The sequence below is a fragment of the Methylotenera sp. genome (assembly GCF_029945705.1).
Taxonomy (GTDB): Bacteria; Pseudomonadota; Gammaproteobacteria; order Burkholderiales; family Methylophilaceae; genus Methylotenera.
Genome location: NZ_JAQSDC010000010.1, coordinates 24,321 through 42,605, shown reverse-complemented (window position 1 = coordinate 42,605; position 18,285 = coordinate 24,321). Strand labels below are relative to the sequence as shown.

The window sequence follows — 18,285 nt, the reverse complement described above, 5'->3', positions numbered from 1 at the left end:
TGCATCACTATCTAACATGGTGCGATTAAATCGTATTTTTAGAGGTGCCCATAAGGTATTTCTACCCATTTTTTTAGCCTGATACATCGCAATATCAGCATGTTTTAATAACACATCTTGAGCATGCTCATTCTCACTGAATAACACTACTCCTATACTAGCCGTTGTCTGGTATGCACTTGAGCCAAGCTGGTATGGCTGACTAATTGACATTAAGATTTTATTAGCAATAGTTTCAGCGTGTGATGCAGCTTCTAGAGGATGTTTGCTCAAATCTTCCAGCATCACCACGAACTCATCACCACCTAAACGCGCCACAGTGTCGCCTTCTCGCACACACTCGGTCAGCCTGTCAGCCACTTGCCGTAATAATAAGTCACCAACGTCATGGCCAAGTGTATCGTTAAGTGTTTTAAAGTGATCAAGATCAAGAAATAGCAATGCACCTCCCCAGCCTAGACGTGCGCCGGCGGATAAAGCATGATTCAGGCGGTCAATTAAAAGACGTCGATTAGGCAAACGAGTCAGCACGTCATAAAAAGCTAAGTGATTGATTTCAGCTTCTGCGGCATTGCGCAATGTCACATCGGTAAATGTGGCAACATAATTCGTCACAATACTATTGTCACCCACGACTGCAGTAATCGTGAGATGCTGAGGATAAACCTCACCATTTTTACGACGATTCCAAACCTCGCCTTCCCAGTAGCCACTTATAGCAATGTTTTGCCACATTGAGGCATAAAAATCTTCATGATGATGGCCCGAGCTAACTAAGCGCGGTGTTTGGCCTACTGCCTCTTCTGCCGTATATCCAGAGATCTTAGTAAAGGCTTTATTGACGCGCAGAATAACTTTATTAACATCTGTCACCATCATGCCTTCTTGAGATTCAAACGCGGTAGCCGCGATACGAAACTCTAGTTCAGCTAACTTACGGCCGGTAATATCTAAAGAAGTACCCGCAGCACGAATGGCTCGTCCACTAGCATCACGAATGACTTTGATAGAGTTACTCAGCGTACGGACTGCTCCCAAGGATGGATTAGTGCGAGATTCAAATTGAATTGAGCCGATGAGAGTGGCTAATTGACGTTGAATATCGACCACTAGGTCACGATCATCTGGATGAATTAACTCAAGATACTCAGCAAAACTTGGCGTGCCTAATTCTGGATCTAAATCATACAACCGAAAGTTTTCATCAGACCAAGTGCCCATCATTGTGATTAAATCTAACTCCCAGCTGCCTAAATGCGCACTGGCTTGAGCTTTAGCTAAACTAGCAGAGCTTTCAAGTAGTTTTAATTCAGACTGTTTACGTTCAGTCACATCACGCGACAACATAATAAAGCGAACATTTTCGCCAGCTACTTTGGGTTTTTTGGCCACAGAAAGCTCAAACCAGAACTTACCCTTTGGCAACTCTAATTCAAGCTGCTTACCTTGTGATCTATCTTCATTTTCGGCCTCATAAATTGCAGACATCACTATATTAGCCGCGCCTTCTGGCATCACTTCACGTACCGTTTTTCCGATTAACGCTTCGGATGGAACTGGAAGCAAGTGCTTGCTGGGCGAATGTGCAGAAATATAACGGCCATCAATATCAATTTCGAACAATAAATCAGGAATGGCATCTATGGTCGCTTGCAGCCTAATGTCGGAACGCTGCTTTTCTTCCTCAGTACGCTTTAACTGAGTCACATCGAGCATCGCTGCGCGCAATATGGGTTGTTCAGCTTCATCATCCATGCGCAAGCAGTTGAGGTTAACGGTGATAATCGTACCACTGACATGCGCTAATTTAATGTCGAAATTTAGCTCTTCTCCACCATCTAGGTCTTGCATGCTTAAAAATATGCTTTGCCAGCGAGCTTTCTCTCCTTCTACTACAAATTGACTAAAGTGCTGCTCGTTAAGCTCGCCACGCTTCACACCTAGGATTGAAGTCACTTTCCAATTAACTTCAGTGATCTTGCCATGCTTACTGATAGAGAGATAACCTATAGGCGCAAATTCATAAAGATCTCGATAGCGATCACGCGACTCCGTAGCCTCTAACTGTGCCAATTGCAACTTATCTTGCGCTAAGCGACGTTGCGCTTCGCGATCGAAATTATCCAAGGCAAAACTAATATCAGATGACATTTCATTCAGTAGCGCTATTGTCTCTTTATCAAAAGCATCTACTTCAGGGCTATAAACAATAAATATGGCAAATGGCTTACCATTTCGATTAATTGGAAATGCTCCTAAAGCGTTCCAGCCACATTGTTGTGCATAGGCTAGCCAAGGCTGGGTGAGCGGATCCTCTAAGAAATTATTAACAACGACGTAGTGATTCTCTCTAAATGCAATACCACTAGGACCCTGGCCTTCTTGAATATCAGCACGACTCGAAATATGCAGACTTTCTAAAAACTCCAAACCCTCACCATAAGTGGCGACAGGTAAAATAAACTGACTAGGTTCATCCAACACCCCTACCCAAGCCATTTGCAAACCACCGAATTGAACGGCGCACCTACATACTAGAGGGAATAAATCATTCTCATCCGACATGCGAACAATCGCTTGATTAGTTTCACTCAGGGCTTGATATAGATTGTTTAATCTAAGAATGCGCTGCTCATTTTTTTTACGATTAGTCAGATCATGCAAAATGGCAAAATAAGTTTGGCCATCTAACTTACGTGCATTCACTTCAACCGTAAACTTAGTGCCATTCTTACGTACATGCACCCACTCTCCCGTATGTAACTCGCCAGCCATCATGCTCTCTACAACGGGATTTACTCTGCTTATCTCTGTATCTAGCAATACTTTAGGTAAGTGAAGACTTAAAAGCTCATCGCGCTTATAACCAAACATCTTTAATGCGGCTGGGTTTGCGTCTAGAATGCGATGTTCTCGATTGAGCACCAGCACACCAGAGCCAGACTGTTTAAAAAGCTTTAAATACCTATTCTTAGCAACCTGCTGAGCTTTCACTAAAGTCCAAGCTAGTAAAGCCAGCATTAAAGATAAGGCGAAGCCAGCGCCAGCAATAGTTTTAGACTGATTCAGATTTGAAACGCGCGATTCAAATTCTGGCGTAGTATTTAATAACAAGGTCCAAGTATGGCCAGCAAAATCCAACTGGCGTTTGGTTTGCAGCCTACCATCAGCAATGCTATATTTAGACGACTTTATCGCTGATTGATACATACGTGATTGATCTGAAACCACGTTGCCGTCGTATATTTCAAGACCAATATCTTGATCAAACTCACCCTTTAGCCCAGCCATTAAATCATTAATGCGCAATGGTACATCGACCCAGCCTTGAATGTTTGTCCGTCTAGCACTCAACGTATTAAGATTTGCACCTGCTTTAAAAATTGGCAAATACATCACAAATGAAAATACGTTTGACTTAGCTACATCTTGCACCAAGGTAAAGTGATTTGAAACAGCGACCTCATTTGAATCACGAGCCCGCTCCATCGCGACTCTCGCAATAGGGACCGCAAATACGTCTAAACCTAATGCTTTAAGATTATCCCCAGCCATAGGCTCCATACGAATGATAGGGGCATATACTTGACGGTCACCCTCAGGTCTGATTTTGTAATTGGGTAATCCCAGTTTACGAATAGCTTCTAAATGTCGAGCTTTATCAGCACCTCGCACAATGGTGACTAATCCTATTCCCAATACACCAGAGTTTTTTTCTTTTATTTTTAAGGCGTCAACATAAGATCTAAACTCGCCTACATTAACGCTTTCTGAACCATCAATAAAACCCTTTACACCTCGCATCACAGTTTCGTAGGCGTTAAGACGAGCTAGTATATTGTTTTGAGTCTGATCTGCGGCGTAGTCTAATGCTGCATTTAAATTTTCAGTATGATTTTTTTTAGCTTCTTGCCACAAAACGGCAGTAATGCTCAGCCCAGCAAGCAACACCATGGCAGAAATTAACCAAGGCGCAAGCTTAGTCTTAACTAAACCTAATAAGCGTTTTTTATTCCAAAAAGCCATACCTTCTATTCTTAAAATTAATGCTATATTTAAAATATTCAGCTGCTCTACATTACGTTAGATAACCTTTTTTAAGCCATAAAAACGATAAGAGCACAATCATCCAATGCCACTGATACTTGAAACTCAAAAACCAATCAGCTCGTTTTTGGAAAACATCATAAAAGTATCAGTGCAATCTCATTCAACTAATATCGGCAACATAATGTAAAAATTGAATATACCCCAAGCGCCGCTCCGAATTCCAGCTTACTTTTCAGTAACATTCAACAACAATAATTAAGTAGTGATTTTTTTCTGCACCAACATGGCGGCACCAATAATACCTGCTTGGTCGCCCATGCTAGAGAGGCTTATCTTCACTTTACCACGTAAAGCGGGAATCAAATCTTCGTTTAATTGTTGTGTAAAAGCTGGTTCAATTAGCGACCAAGCAGCACTCATTCCGCCGCCTATCACTACATTGGTCACATCGATTACTTTTAAAATTTGGGCTAATGCTTGAGCAAGCGTTTTACCCGCTAGAGAATACGCAGCAACTGCATGTGTGTCACCCTGATGAGCGAGGTTGGCAATTTCGTGTGCATTGTATTGCTGACTAGTCACTTCGAAATAGCTAACTGAGACGCCACTCGCTGAGGCGTACTGTTCCATGCAGCCATAATTGCCGCAGCCACATAATCGACCATTTGGCTGAACAGTGATATGTCCAACCTCCATAGCCACACCATGCTGACCTTGAAACGGCTGACCATTTAAGATTAAACCACCACCAACACCTGTGCCTAAACCCAAGTAAATGAGATGGTTGATTTGACCAACACACATGGCGTATTCGCCATAGGCAGCAGCTAAGGCATCATTTTCTGTCATCACAGGCAGTTCTATCAGCAAACTTAAATCGATACTTAAATCCACATCAACTAAACCAGGTAAATTAGGAGATTGCGAAATCTTTTGAGTATGCGGGTCAATAAAACCTGGAAAGCCTATGCCAACTGCTGAGATATTGGGGTATTTCACATGCATACTATCTATTGCGACTGCCATAGCATTTAAAATAGTTCGCCAAGCTTGCTCTGGCGTATGAATTTTACAAAAATTTGAAAAGTCAGTTTGAAAGCGCTTTTCTTCTATCAAGCGAGGCGGAATATTAGGTGCAGTTTCATCATAATCCACCACGCCCAAACGCAGATTTGTTCCGCCAACATCAATGCCGATCAACACTGCCATGATGACATCTCCATAAGATTAACTTCTTTCTGTCCTAGCAATCACTTCAGTAATAAACTCTTTTTGAGCATCCGTTAGCTGATGCCAATTAAAACGCCAATGCCAATTACCTGAGCATGTGCCTGGGGTGTTCATACGGTGACTAGAGTCCAGCGCTAATATATCTTGCATAGGAATAATCGCTAATTGTGCATGAGATTCAAACGTAAGATTAATCAAATCGGCTGGCATATGCACATCATGCTCCTCTGAACGTGAAGAGTGTATATAAGCCTCTACTAAGCCACGCTGATGTTCATCTAAAGTGTTATACCAACCAAGCGTGGTGTCATTATCATGCGTGCCAGTGTAGGCGACGCTATTGGCTTCGATATGGTGTGGTAAATACGGATTATCTTCTTGACCGCTAAACGCAAACTGCAAAATTTTCATACCGGGTAAGTGATATTTAAGTCTTAGCGCATCCACTTCGGGCGTGATAATGCCCAAATCTTCCGCAACTAAACAAATTTTAGGTAAAGCCTTAAAAATGGCGGCCAGCAAAGCATCTCCTGGCGCAATGACCCACTGGCCATTTATAGCAGTCTCTTCACTCGCAGGAATCTCCCAAGCCGCTTGCAAGCCTCTAAAATGGTCAATGCGTACAATATCAAACAAGGCGCTTTGTGTTGCCATGCGCGAAACCCACCAGCTAAAATCATCGGCTGCCATCGCATCCCAATCATAATGCGGATTGCCCCAACGCTGACCTGTAGCGCAGAAGTAGTCTGGCGGTACACCTGCTACTACTTCCATATTTTTATATTCATCTAACTTAAAGAAATGCGGTTGCGCCCACACATCGGCACTGTCATACGCAACAAAAATTGGAATGTCACCAAACAAGTAGACACTCTTAGTTGCAGCATAGGCTTTAAGCGCTAGCCATTGGGTAAAAAATATAAACTGCGTAAACTGAATGATAGCGATTTCATGTGCTAGCTCTTTACGTGCTTGCTTAAGCGTTGCAGCATCTCTATTCTTATAGCCATCAGGCCAGTATTGCCAGCCAGCCTGATTAAACTTATTACGTAATGCCAAAAATAAGGCAAAATCATTCAACCAGTGCGATTGTTTTTTACAGAATTTTTTAAAATTCAGTTGCTCTTTCTCAGCTAAAGATTCCGCTTGCTTAGCTTGCTCACAGAAAGCCTTATAGGCTATTGCAAGTAAATTGGCTTTGCTGGTTAACTCGCCACTTACCATGTCTCCGCCCAAATCGTTTTTTGTAAGCAGTCCTTGTGATTGCAGGCTTTCCAGACTAATAAAGTCTGGATTACCTGCAAAAGCTGATAAACATTGATAAGGAGAGTTATCCGCATGCGGCATATTGATTGGCAATGTTTGCCAAACACTGACACCAATACTATTTAGAAAATCTACAAAGCGGTAAGCTTCAGTGCCTAAATCACCCACCCCTAAATCACTCGCGTCAGGTGAGCTAGGCAAAGAGCTAATATGTAACAACACCCCTGATCGGCGTTGAGATAAAAGAGATAAATTAGTGCGTTTCATTATTACCTACATAAAATTATGTTGACGTGAATCTGGTTAACACTAATTACATCTATATGCGCTTTATTACATTGAGCTTAAACCTGCCCTCTACGCATTGTGCCAGCATTATCTGCATTACCACCACCCGCACTAATAGTTTTGTGCAATATTGCAGGTACTGGTTGTTGCAGTAAAGTATACAAGTTAATTAAATTGCGACGATAAAGCTGATCGAAACTCGCCACGCTATCAGACGAGTTGTAATCTCCAAACCACCAAAACCAATCAGAGCCTTCACAAATTGAAAGCTGACGTTCACAGGCCTTCAATTGATTGGCGTCTAAACTATTACTCAACATCACATCATCGTAAGTTTTTTTCGCCGCACATAGTAAATCCCATGCTAAGTTTTTATCTTTACTACCAATCCAAGTACTAAATGTGCCGTATACCCAACTACCCGCCGCTATTTGGGACAAGGCAGGAGCGGATATTCCGCTAGTTTTATATCCTTTAGATTGATATAAATCAACGATATCGCTAAAAGTCGTCATTTCGATATCAGGATGATTGGTCAGTGCTGCATACAATTCGTTCAAAAAGTAATAGCCATTGTATGGATAGTATTCCCAGGCGTTTTCACCATCTAATATAACGCTAACTACTTTAGCACTCTCATTTGAATTAGCTTGGTGTATGCCTTCTAATGTTTTAATAAAATCACTTACCGCATCTGGCGTGTGCATTTTTGCATACTCAAAGCCGATTTTATCTGAAAGATTATCATCCCTAAAGAAGCATAAAATATCTTGCTTACCATTGGTTACGCGGTATGGTTGATAGAGATATTCACTCTTGTCTTGCAAACCCATCTGCGACTTCAATAAACTATTGGCCAGTACTGCCTGCCCCGTAGCTGCCCATTCCACACCATGCTCTGCCATCAATGAGAGTGTTGCATTAGATACGCCACCCTCTGCAGGCCACATTCCACGTGGAGCTTGGCCAAATAAGTTAGTATGATATTTACTCGCTGCAACCACATGGGCAGCAGCACGCTCTTGCCCACCAGCATATCTGGCAAATTTAGGTAAAGGTGCATACGGCATGGCATCTATCGTAGATTTAAAGTCTATCAATAATGGCAAAATCGGATGGTAATAAGGCGTAGTAGAAATCTCAATTTGCTTAGATTTCATCAGCGCTTTATAGCGTGGAATCAAATTAGCAATTGTTTCTGCTATCACAGCAAATAATTGCGTTCTATCTTCTAAAGTAAAACTTAAACCCTTGGACATTAGCGTTTGCACCACTTTGTTATTGCGACGCAAACTCTCGCCACACCAAGCTAGGTGATACCACACTAATAAATCCGCTTTATATTGCGCAGATAAATAATGAAACTCATCTTTGTCATCCGCAATCGGCTCTATAAGCTGGTAAAGCTGCAATAAACGCTGATAATGCGGGAAGGGACTCAGCATTTTCTCGTGATGGCTTTTGAAGCAGCTATTCACAATTAAACGACATTGCTCATAACTGACACTAGCTAAATCTGGCTCTATCAACAAAGCCAATAACGGATCGCGGATATTATTTTGCTTAAACTGAAGAGTGTAATCTTCTAGCTGCTCTAACAAAATGGGCACAAAATTAAAGCTGACGCGCGCTTTTGGGTTGGCTTCTAGGTGATAGGCCATATCACTATAATCTTTTATCGCATGCAAATACGTCCATGGCAACACATATTCATTGCTGACAATGTCGCGGTAGTCTGGCTGATGCATGTGCCAATAAAGATTAATATACAGTTTCGGGCGAGTTGGTTTCATTTTGATTAGCAACCTTAAATTAAATAAAAATAGTTAAAAATTATTTTTTAACTATTTAATTTATATTCAATCATTTACATTAAATCACCCTATACAAATCCTGCCCTAACATATCAGGCGTTACAAGCGTGATACCTTTCTCCGAGACATAAAAACGTTTAGCGTCTAAAGCCAAGTCCACACCAATCTGCATACCCTCAGGGATGCTACAACCACGGTCTATTACTACATTTTTGAGTATTACATTACGGTGAATTGTCACTTTTGGTAAAATAACCGCACCTTCAATATCACAATAACTATGCACTCGAACATCAGAAAACAGCACTGAATTGGTCACAGACGAACCGCTGATTAGGCAACCACCTGATACCAACGAATCTGTTGCTTTACCCGTTCTACCTTCGTCATTAAACACAAATTTTGCTGGTGGCAACTGTTCCAGTGAGGTCCAAATCGGCCACTCTCTATCGTATAAATTAAGCTCAGGAATCACTCGCGTTAATTCCATGTTCGCTTCCCAATAAGCATCAATCGTGCCAACGTCACGCCAGTAATAGTTACCGTTTTGAGCGCCGACACAACTTTCGGTAAAGCGATGTGCTTGGATTTTATATTTTTTGATAATGTACGGAATAATATCGCCACCAAAATCGTGGGTTGACTTTGGGTCGCCAGCATCGCGTATGAGCTGCTCATACAAGAACTTAGCATTAAATACATAAATCCCCATACTTGCAAAAGCCTTGGTTGTATCACCAGGCATATGCTTAGGACTCGTTGGTTTTTCAGCAAACTCAATGACGCGATCAGTCCCATCTACTGCCAACACGCCAAACCCTTTGGCATCCTCCAACGGCACATTGATGCATGCTACCGTCATATCTGCATTGCTTTTTACATGAGTCGCTAACATTTTGCCGTAATCCATTTTATAAATATGGTCACCAGCTAATATCAAAATATACTCACCACCGCTCTCACGTAATAAATCTATGTTCTGATACACAGCGTCTGCAGTGCCCTTATACCACTCATCTGAAATACGCTGTTGCGCTGGAATGATATTAACGTACTCGTTAAACTCACCACGTAAGAACCCCCAGCCACGCTGAAGATGCTGAATTAGACTTTGGGCTTTATATTGTGTAGCGACGTTAATACGGCGAATACCAGAGTTGATGCAGTTTGATAATGGGAAATCAATGATTCGGAATTTACCACCGAATTGTACGGCAGGCTTTGCGCGCCAATCAGTTAAGTTTTTTAAGCGGCTACCTCGGCCACCTGCAAGAATAATAGCAGCGGTATTTTTGGTTAATGTACTAATAAAACGGTCTGAATACTGATCTTGCGACATAACGCCCTCCTGAAGTTTAATTAATCATTTGCTTAACTAGCCGGGCTCACTAGTTTAATTTTTTGTTCTTACAGTGTTCGTTTACATTATAATCAGCTTAAAGCACTATAATCTAGCTAAAACACTAGCAATCTAGCAAATATTATTAAATATATTTTTTAGAAAAATTGAGGGGGAATGTATCTTGGATAAATCTGAAGCGACTCCAGTTGATTCAACAACCAAAGTAGCCGCAAAAACAAGCGCTAAAGCCAAATCGGCTTCAAACGCAAATTCAGATTCTTTGAAACTGATTTTAAAAGCAAAGCATCACGATCCATTTAGTTTTTTAGGTTTGCATGCTGTTGATAACACCTACATTTACCGAGTGTTTTTACCAAGCGCTTCTGAAGTTTGGGTCAAAAATTCCAGAACATGGACTAAACTTAATAAAACGCACAATGATGGTTTATTTGAAGTCACAAGTGAAACTCCCCTTAAAACGCCATGTCTACTTAAAGTAAGCGCGGGTGGTAACGAATACGAAACTTATGACCCATACACCTTTGCATCAAGCCTAACGCAAGATGAGCTTTACTTGTTTGGCGAAGGTCGCTTACTACAGGGCTATAAAACGCTGGGGGCGCAGTGCATCTCTCAAAAAAGTATCGAGGGTGTGCGCTTTGCCGTTTGGGCACCCAATGCTGAACGCGTTAGTGTAATTGGTAGCTTTAACAACTGGGATGGTCGAGTCCACTCAATGCGTGCACATGGTTCTAGCGGTGTTTGGGATATTTTTATTCCTCATTTAACAACGAGTGACACCTATAAATTTGAAATTCGCAATCGCCATACTGGGCATATTTTAGCTAAAACAGACCCCTACGGCTTCGAGTTTGAACCACGCCCTGGTTCTGCTGCAAAAATCAGTACAAGCAAGCATCAATGGCAAGATAAAAACTGGCTAGATGCACGTCAAAAACGTGACTGGCTACATGCGCCGTTCAACTGTTATGAAGTGCATTTAGGTTCATGGCAACGCAACGAGCAAGGTCACTTTTTAACTTACCGTGAACTCGCAAACACATTGGTACCTTACGTTACCGAAATGGGCTATACGCATGTTGAGTTGATGCCAATTTCTGAACACCCACTTACTGAATCTTGGGGCTACCAAACAACTGGTTATTTTGGTGTGACTAATAGATTTGGTTCACCCGATGATTTACGCTTTTTGATTGATGCATTTCATCAGGCCAATATCGGCGTGATTTTAGACTGGGTGCCAGGCCACTTCCCTAAAGATGATTGGGCGTTAGCACGATTCGATGGTACGGCATTATATGAACACGAAGACCCACGTTTAGGTGAGCACCAAGATTGGGGAACGCTGATTTTCAATTATGGCCGTAACGAAGTACGCAACTTTTTGATGTCTAACGCGCATTTCTGGCTGTCTGAATTTCATATTGATGGTTTACGTGTAGATGCTGTTGCCTCCATGCTTTACTTAGACTATTCGCGTAAAGCTGGGGAATGGCTGCCAAATAAATTTGGTGGGCGAGAAAATCTAGATGTGATCGAATTCCTTAAACAACTTAACGTGATGGTAGGCGAAGACTTCGCAGGCGTACTAACAATCGCTGAAGAATCTACTGCATGGCCTGGCGTCTCTCGTCCAGTGTACTTAGGTGGTTTAGGTTTTAACATGAAATGGAACATGGGTTGGATGAACGACACCCTTGCTTACATTGAGCACGACCCTGTTCATAGGCGCTATTATCACGACATGCTGACTTTTGGTCAGCTATATGCTTACTCTGAAAACTTTGTGCTGCCCTTCTCGCATGATGAAGTCGTACACGGAAAACATTCGCTATTAGACAAAATGCCTGGTGATGCATGGCAAAAATTTGCCAACCTGCGCCTGCTGATGACTTATCAAATGACGTCTCCTGGGAAAAAACTCAACTTCATGGGCAATGAATTTGGTCAAGGGCGTGAATGGAATGTCAATAGCAGCCTTGATTGGCACTTGCTAGGGAAAGACTATGAAGGTCATCAATGGCATCAAGGTGTTAAGCAAGCTACTACTGACTTAAATAGAATTTATAAGAATCTCAACGCGCTACATGCACTCGATTTTGAAGTGCAAGGATTCGAGTGGATAGACTGCCATGATAGCGATCAATCAATAGTTAGCTATGTTCGACGCGGTTTGGACAATAGTTTTGTTATAATAGTGTTGAATTTCACACCTGTGTTGCGCAGTACTTATCGTATTGGTGTGCCGCAAGCTGGCAATTACCATGAGATTTTTAATAGCGACGCTGGTTGTTATGGCGGTAGTAATCAAGGCAATGGCGCTGGACTTCACACAGAAAACGTTGCTTGGATGAATCAGAATCAATCGCTTGTCATCACATTGCCACCTTTAGCAGGTATCGTTTTACAAATAAACTAATTTTTTCAACATCAAACTTAAAGTAATTTTACAAAATGGCTGCATTAACTACACTACCAGTCTGGCAAAATCTTTGCCAGCATCAACAAGAAATTGCAAAAACACATATGCGCGATTTATTTGCAAACGATGCCAATCGTTTTGATAAATACAGCCTTAAATTTACCGATATATTGTTTGATTTTTCCAAACATCGCATTAATGACGAAACGCTACCTTTGCTGATGCAACTGGCGCGCGAAGCGAATATTGAAAACTGGCGCGATCGAATGTTTGCTGGTGAAAAAATCAACATTACAGAAAATCGTGCGGTGCTACATACTGCGCTTCGCAACCGCAGCAATACCCCAGTGATGGTCGATGGTAAGGACGTGATGCCAGATGTCAACGCGGTACTCGCGCAAATGCGTGTATTTTCAGACAAAGTGCGCAATGGTAGCTGGCTTGGTTACACAGGCAAACGCATCACTGATATTGTCAATGTAGGTATTGGTGGCTCTGATTTAGGCCCCGTGATGGTCTGCGACGCGCTTAAACCATACGCGAGTCCAGAGTTACAAGTGCATTTTGTATCAAATATCGATGGCGCTCACTTAATGCGTGCCTTAGAAAAATGTAATCCTGAAACCACGCTATTTATTGTGGCTTCAAAAACATTTACCACGCAAGAAACCATGACTAACGCCATGTCAGCACGTACTTGGTTTTTGTCAGCCGCACAAGATAATGCACATGTAGCAAAACACTTTGTTGCCCTCTCTACTAACGCAAAAGCTGTACAAGAGTTTGGTATCGATATTGCCAATATGTTTGCGTTCTGGGATTGGGTAGGCGGTCGCTATTCACTGTGGTCTGCAATCGGCTTATCAATCGCCTTGTACGTTGGCATGGATAATTTTGAAGCGCTGCTTACTGGTGCGCATGAAATGGACAACCACTTCAAAACTGCGCCTTTAGAACAAAATATGCCAGTCATTATGGCGCTGATTGGTGTTTGGTATAACAACTTCTTCCATGTTGATACTCATGCAATATTACCTTACGACCAAGGTATGGCGCGCTTCCCTGCTTACTTGCAGCAAGCTGACATGGAAAGTAATGGTAAATTCATTTGCCGTGATGGTAGTCGTGTGAAGTACAAAACTGGCCCTGTTATTTGGGGTGAAGCTGGCACGAATGGTCAGCATGCGTTTTATCAACTTATTCATCAAGGCACTCAAATTGTGCCGTGTGACTTTTTAATGCCCGTACATAGTCATTATGCGATTGGTAAACATGGTTACGCTCATCATAAAATTCTGCTGGCTAACTTCTTAGCGCAAACACAGTCGTTAATGCTAGGAAAAACATCTCAAGAAGCACGCGTTGAACTTGAAAAACAAGGCATGAGCGGTGAAGCGCTAGAAAAACTATTGCCGCACAAAGTGTTTGAGGGTAACCGCCCTAGCACTTCCATCATGTTTGATAAGCTCACGCCAAACACGCTTGGTAAACTTATTGCTTTGTATGAGCACAAAATATTCGTACAAGGCATGATTTGGGACATTAATAGCTACGACCAATGGGGCGTAGAATACGGCAAACAAATTGCGCAAGAAATTCTGCCTTTGTTAACCAACGATGACAAAATCAGTGACTTTGATAGCTCTACAAACGGTTTAATTAATTACACCAAAGCACGTAAATAATCACCATTGTTTTACAGCGTATTTTGCAAGCAATAAAAAGCCCAACTAATCCCTTAGCTGGGCTTTTTTACGTATAAAATCAATGATATTTCATTTGCAAAACTATAGAAAGATTCATGATGGCAAATTTTGATCAATATCGAGTGAATTCAAAAAAATTCTCGCTCAAAGACCACAACCCTCAAGACAAAAGTGAACGTTCAAAAACTAAAGAGCAAGACTCAACTGATCTCACACAACTTGCCACTGAGATAAATGCCCTGCAGGATATTCTGCATGCCGAAGGTAAGCGTAAAATCTTGCTGGTATTGCAAGGCATGGATGCAAGCGGCAAAGATGGTACTGTACGCCATGTGTTTAGAGAGTGCGACCCGCTCGGCATCCGTTTAGCGAGTTTCAAAACCCCAAGCAGCGAAGAGCTCGCGCATGATTATTTATGGCGTGTACACCAAGTAGCGCCCAAAGCTGGTGAATTAGTCATTTTTAACCGCAGCCATTATGAGGATGTGTTGATAGTAAAAGTGCACGACTGGATTGACGATGCAGAATGCAAGCGCCGCTACGCGCAAATCAATGACTTCGAGCGTTTACTTACAGAAACAGGCACCACCATTATTAAATGCTTTTTAAATATCTCGAAAGAAGAGCAAAAAGCCCGTATGGAAGAAAGATTAACTGATCAAAGCAAAACGTGGAAATTCAATCCCGGTGATTTAAAAGAACGTGAACTTTGGCCGCAATACATGCAAGCTTACGAGCAGGCGATTACAGCAACATCCACAGAATATGCCCCGTGGTATGTCATACCTGCAGACTCTAAAACCAATCGTAATCTGCTAATTTCTAGGCTATTACTCGATAATTTAAAAAGCATGAAGTTAAAATATCCGCCTATACCAGCAGATTACAAATCAATCATAGTCAAAGACTAATGCAGTTTAACTTCACCAGCTTTTATTAGTTGCTGCGTTAAAGTTTCACCAAAACTAGCGCTAGCACTTGCACCAATTCGTTTAGCGATACGGCTTGTAAAGTCTTCTTGAGAGGTAAAGTCTACTATCTTTTCCTCCTTGATGACATCTCTAGCAACATAATCCGCGCTTCCAAGCGCATCAGCTAAACCCATTTTAATGCTTTGCTCGCCACTCCAGAACAAACCGCTAAAGGTTTCCGGCGTTTCTTTTAGACGGTTGCCACGACCTTGACGCACCACTGTTTTAAACTGCTCATGGATTTCATTTAGCATCGCTTGGGCTAAAGCTTGATGTTTCGGGTTTACTGGTGAGAATGGATCTAGCATTGCTTTATTTTCACCTGCGGTCAACAAACGACGTTCAACGCCCACCTTTTTCATCACTTCAGTAAAGCCATAACCATCCATCAATACGCCGATTGAACCAACAATACTGGCTTTATCCACATAAATTTTATCAGCCGCCGCCGCAATATAATAGCCGCCTGATGCGCAAATATCTTCTACTACCGCGTAAACAGGTATTTTAGGGTGTAGCTTCTTTTGGCGCTTAATTTCATCATTAATAATGCCAGCTTGTACTGGGCTACCGCCTGGACTATTGATGCGTAAAATAATACCTTTGGTATTTTTATCATCATAAGCATCGTGCAGGCTGCTCATAAACGAATCTGCGTTCACCGCACCACCCGCTTCAATCACACCAGCCACTTCAATCAGCGCAGTATGTGAGCCAGCACTATTCTTTCCGCCACCAAACCAACCTAGCGTCAGAAATAAGATAACAAATAAATAGGTGAACATAAGCCCTTTGAAAAAAATACTCCAACGTCGCGCTGTTCTTTGCTCAGTTAAGGCAGAACCAGCAAGCTTCTCAATCGCATCGCGTTGCCATTTTGTATCATCTGACTTTGAGTTATTTAATGAAGTATTTTGTTGACTATCTTCTGACATTATTAGCTTTCCTTAGTGTTTCTAAATGAATACTACTTAATTGAATCTAGATTGATTAATATTTCTTGGTTTTGTTCAGTCACTTGTATTACTTTTAAACTTTTACCCTTACAAGGTCCCATGACGCAAAAACCATTATCTGGTCGGTAATGTGCACCATGCGTAGAACAAATCAAATAATCTTTTTGAGATGTAAAAAAATCACCTTCGTTCCAGTCTAACTCTATTGGCACATGCGCACATTGGTTAACATAAGCATAAGGTTTGCCGTGAAAACGCACCACAAAACCTGTGACAAACTCACCTAACATGGGTAAAGGAAATCTGACGCCTTTAGCACCCTCTTCTAGCGCTTCACTTTTTAAAATAATGGTATTTTGTGTCATATCACTTGCATCATATCAATAGATTAAGCATGTTCGAGCAACCATGTACTCAAATCAGCAAAGGCAGAAAACTGCTTCACAGGGTTGAGATGCTGCCATTGCTCGGCCGCTTGAGCGCCATAAGTGACACCTACAGAACGAACACCTGCATTTTGTGCCATTTGCAAATCATAACTGGTGTCGCCAATCATTAATGTGCGCTCAGGCATCACCACTAAATACTCCATCAACTCATCTAACATTTGCGGATGTGGTTTAGAAAAACACTCATCTACAGTGCGCGTTGAATGGAAATACTTAGCAAGACCAGAATGTTCTAAAGCTAGATTTAGCCCTCGCCGACCTTTACCAGTGGCGACCGCTAATTTAAATCCACGTTTATTAAGTGCCTTGATGGTATCGGCAGCGCCCACAAATAAGGGAATCTCACTTTCACCTGCATAATAATTCGTCGTGTATTGCGTCGCGAGTGCTTGTGCTTGTTCAGCTGGAATATCGCCATACAGTGTCTGAATAGACTCGCGCAAACCAAGCCCGATAATATTACTCGCCGTTTGTGGTGTTAACGCTGGAAGCCCTACTTGCTCTGCAGCCTTTAAAAGTGCATTGGTAATCATCCCAGTAGAATCAGCTAAAGTACCATCCCAATCCCACACAATTAAATCAAACTGCTTTGTCATTCAAACTTACTCTTTCTCACATTTAAGACTCTAATTTTACTAAAAATTTACTCAAGTCGGGCGGCAAAGGCGCGACTAGTTCAAGTTTATCATTGGTCAAAGGATGGCGGATTTTTGTGACAGATGAATGTAAAAACATACGCTTTAAGCCACTTTTCACTAATGACTTATTCACTGCAAAATCACCATATTTATCATCGCCGACAATCTGAAAACCTAAATGCGCCAACTGCACTCGCAACTGATGAGTACGCCCAGTCACCAACTGCGCCTCAAGCAGACTAAATTTACCTAATACTGGATGACTAAAATTCTTTAACAACTTAAACATCGTTTCAGAAGATTGACGCTCATTATATTTGTCTTTTGAAATATCAGTCACCACATTCACCCGGCGCTCACCATTAGGTAAGAGATACTTTTGTAAGTCTAATACCACGCGTTTTTTTGCCTCTAGCCACTCGCCTCGAACCAGCATTAAATAACGCTTATCCGTTTGATTATTACGAATCGCCTCATGCAAAGCCACTAACGCACTACGTTTCTTTGCCAGCATTAAGACGCCTGAAGTTTCACGATCTAACCTATGCACCAACTCCAAAAATTTCGCCTTCGGGCGCTCCAAACGCATCTGCTCAATCACACCGCGACTCACACCACTACCGCCATGCACGGCAAAACCAGCTGGTTTATCAATGACCAACATTGCGTCATCTTCAAAAATAATAGTATTTTCAAACTTAGATACGGCTGGTACGTTTGACTCAACATGCTCAACAATCGTTGCTCGTATTGGTGGAACCCTGACCACATCGCCAATGGTTAATCGGAAATCCGCATCGATGCGCTTTTTATTAACGCGCACTTCGCCGCTACGCAAAATTCTATAGACATGGCTTTTTGGTACACCTTTAAGCGTTTTGGTCAAAAAGTTATCCACGCGCTGACCTTCACTTGCTTCATCAACTGTGAGAAAAGCCGCTGCCAATTCACTTACCTTATTCTTTAACTTATCCGTACTATGATGCTGATTTTGTGGTGTTATATTGTTCATACTTTGCTTAAATGTTTGTAGTAGCCTATACTTGCACGATTATCAATTAAAGTTAAAATTAATTGGTAATAAAGAATACTCTCAATTACTTAGAAAAGCGCTTTATAAAAACGCAAGCTT

At 41.8% G+C, this 18,285-nt stretch carries 12 protein-coding genes; 3 read left to right on the top strand and 9 right to left on the bottom strand.

Annotation, left to right across the window (positions count from 1 at the left end; all coding sequences use genetic code 11):
• The 5 genes from PSU78_RS03520 to glgC form a co-directional block, all read right to left on the bottom strand.
• Window positions 1-4,026, bottom strand: a 4,026-nt coding sequence (locus PSU78_RS03520) for a PAS domain S-box protein (protein ID WP_300384321.1), incomplete at its 3' end; no start/stop codon positions are given.
• Window positions 4,027-4,305: 279 nt separating this feature from the next.
• Entirely contained in the window at window positions 4,306-5,259 is a 954-nt protein-coding gene (locus PSU78_RS03515; RefSeq protein ID WP_300384318.1) for an ROK family protein, read from the bottom strand.
• Between the two features lie 18 nt (window positions 5,260-5,277).
• Window positions 5,278-6,813, bottom strand: a complete 1,536-nt coding sequence (gene malQ / locus PSU78_RS03510; protein WP_300384315.1) for a 4-alpha-glucanotransferase — start codon at window positions 6,811-6,813, stop codon at window positions 5,278-5,280.
• Window positions 6,814-6,890: 77 nt separating this feature from the next.
• Window positions 6,891-8,627 carry a glycoside hydrolase family 57 protein gene (locus PSU78_RS03505; protein ID WP_300384312.1) on the bottom strand — a complete coding sequence of 579 codons (1,737 nt, stop codon included), beginning with the start codon at window positions 8,625-8,627 and terminating at the stop codon, window positions 6,891-6,893.
• Between the two features lie 79 nt (window positions 8,628-8,706).
• Entirely contained in the window at window positions 8,707-9,987 is a 1,281-nt protein-coding gene (gene glgC, locus PSU78_RS03500; RefSeq protein WP_300384309.1) for a glucose-1-phosphate adenylyltransferase, read from the bottom strand.
• A gap of 283 nt (window positions 9,988-10,270) precedes the next feature.
• Between glgC and glgB the strand changes: the two genes are divergently transcribed.
• The 3 genes from glgB to PSU78_RS03485 all read left to right on the top strand — a co-directional run bounded on the left by glgB (window position 10,271) and on the right by PSU78_RS03485 (window position 15,050).
• The gene (glgB, locus tag PSU78_RS03495) at window positions 10,271-12,430 is read left to right on the top strand and encodes a 1,4-alpha-glucan branching protein GlgB (RefSeq protein ID WP_300384339.1); all 2,160 of its coding nucleotides are present in this window, start codon (window positions 10,271-10,273) and stop codon (window positions 12,428-12,430) included.
• Window positions 12,431-12,465: 35 nt separating this feature from the next.
• On the top strand, window positions 12,466-14,118 hold the full coding sequence (gene pgi / locus PSU78_RS03490) for a glucose-6-phosphate isomerase (RefSeq protein ID WP_300384306.1): 1,653 nt from the start codon (window positions 12,466-12,468) through the stop codon (window positions 14,116-14,118).
• A 119-nt stretch (window positions 14,119-14,237) separates the two neighbouring features.
• Complete coding sequence (locus PSU78_RS03485; protein ID WP_300384336.1) at window positions 14,238-15,050, top strand: polyphosphate kinase 2 family protein; 813 nt, start codon at window positions 14,238-14,240, stop codon at window positions 15,048-15,050.
• Here PSU78_RS03485 and PSU78_RS03480 read toward each other — a convergent pair.
• The 4 genes from PSU78_RS03480 to PSU78_RS03465 are packed head-to-tail and all read right to left on the bottom strand — an operon-like array spanning window position 15,047 to window position 18,165.
• Complete coding sequence (locus PSU78_RS03480; protein WP_300384304.1) at window positions 15,047-16,045, bottom strand: S49 family peptidase; 999 nt, start codon at window positions 16,043-16,045, stop codon at window positions 15,047-15,049. The two genes, PSU78_RS03485 and PSU78_RS03480, sit on opposite strands and share 4 nt — an antisense overlap.
• A gap of 32 nt (window positions 16,046-16,077) precedes the next feature.
• Entirely contained in the window at window positions 16,078-16,431 is a 354-nt protein-coding gene (locus PSU78_RS03475) for a Rieske 2Fe-2S domain-containing protein (RefSeq protein ID WP_300384301.1), read from the bottom strand.
• Window positions 16,432-16,454: 23 nt separating this feature from the next.
• A complete protein-coding gene (locus tag PSU78_RS03470; RefSeq protein WP_300384299.1) occupies window positions 16,455-17,111 on the bottom strand; it encodes an HAD-IA family hydrolase in 657 nt (218 codons plus the stop codon).
• Between the two features lie 22 nt (window positions 17,112-17,133).
• Entirely contained in the window at window positions 17,134-18,165 is a 1,032-nt protein-coding gene (locus PSU78_RS03465) for an RluA family pseudouridine synthase (RefSeq protein ID WP_300384296.1), read from the bottom strand.
• Window positions 18,166-18,285 lie beyond the last annotated feature (120 nt).

Coding starts and splice junctions, on each gene's coding strand:
- PSU78_RS03515 (WP_300384318.1), bottom strand. CDS start 5,259: ATGGCAGTGTTGATCGGCATTGATGTTGGCGGAACAAATCTGCGTTTG.
- malQ (WP_300384315.1), bottom strand. CDS start 6,813: ATGAAACGCACTAATTTATCTCTTTTATCTCAACGCCGATCAGGGGTG.
- PSU78_RS03505 (WP_300384312.1), bottom strand. CDS start 8,627: ATGAAACCAACTCGCCCGAAACTGTATATTAATCTTTATTGGCACATG.
- glgC (WP_300384309.1), bottom strand. CDS start 9,987: ATGTCGCAAGATCAGTATTCAGACCGTTTTATTAGTACATTAACCAAA.
- pgi (WP_300384306.1), top strand. CDS start 12,466: ATGGCTGCATTAACTACACTACCAGTCTGGCAAAATCTTTGCCAGCAT.
- PSU78_RS03485 (WP_300384336.1), top strand. CDS start 14,238: ATGGCAAATTTTGATCAATATCGAGTGAATTCAAAAAAATTCTCGCTC.
- PSU78_RS03480 (WP_300384304.1), bottom strand. CDS start 16,045: ATGTCAGAAGATAGTCAACAAAATACTTCATTAAATAACTCAAAGTCA.
- PSU78_RS03475 (WP_300384301.1), bottom strand. CDS start 16,431: ATGACACAAAATACCATTATTTTAAAAAGTGAAGCGCTAGAAGAGGGT.
- PSU78_RS03470 (WP_300384299.1), bottom strand. CDS start 17,111: ATGACAAAGCAGTTTGATTTAATTGTGTGGGATTGGGATGGTACTTTA.
- PSU78_RS03465 (WP_300384296.1), bottom strand. CDS start 18,165: ATGAACAATATAACACCACAAAATCAGCATCATAGTACGGATAAGTTA.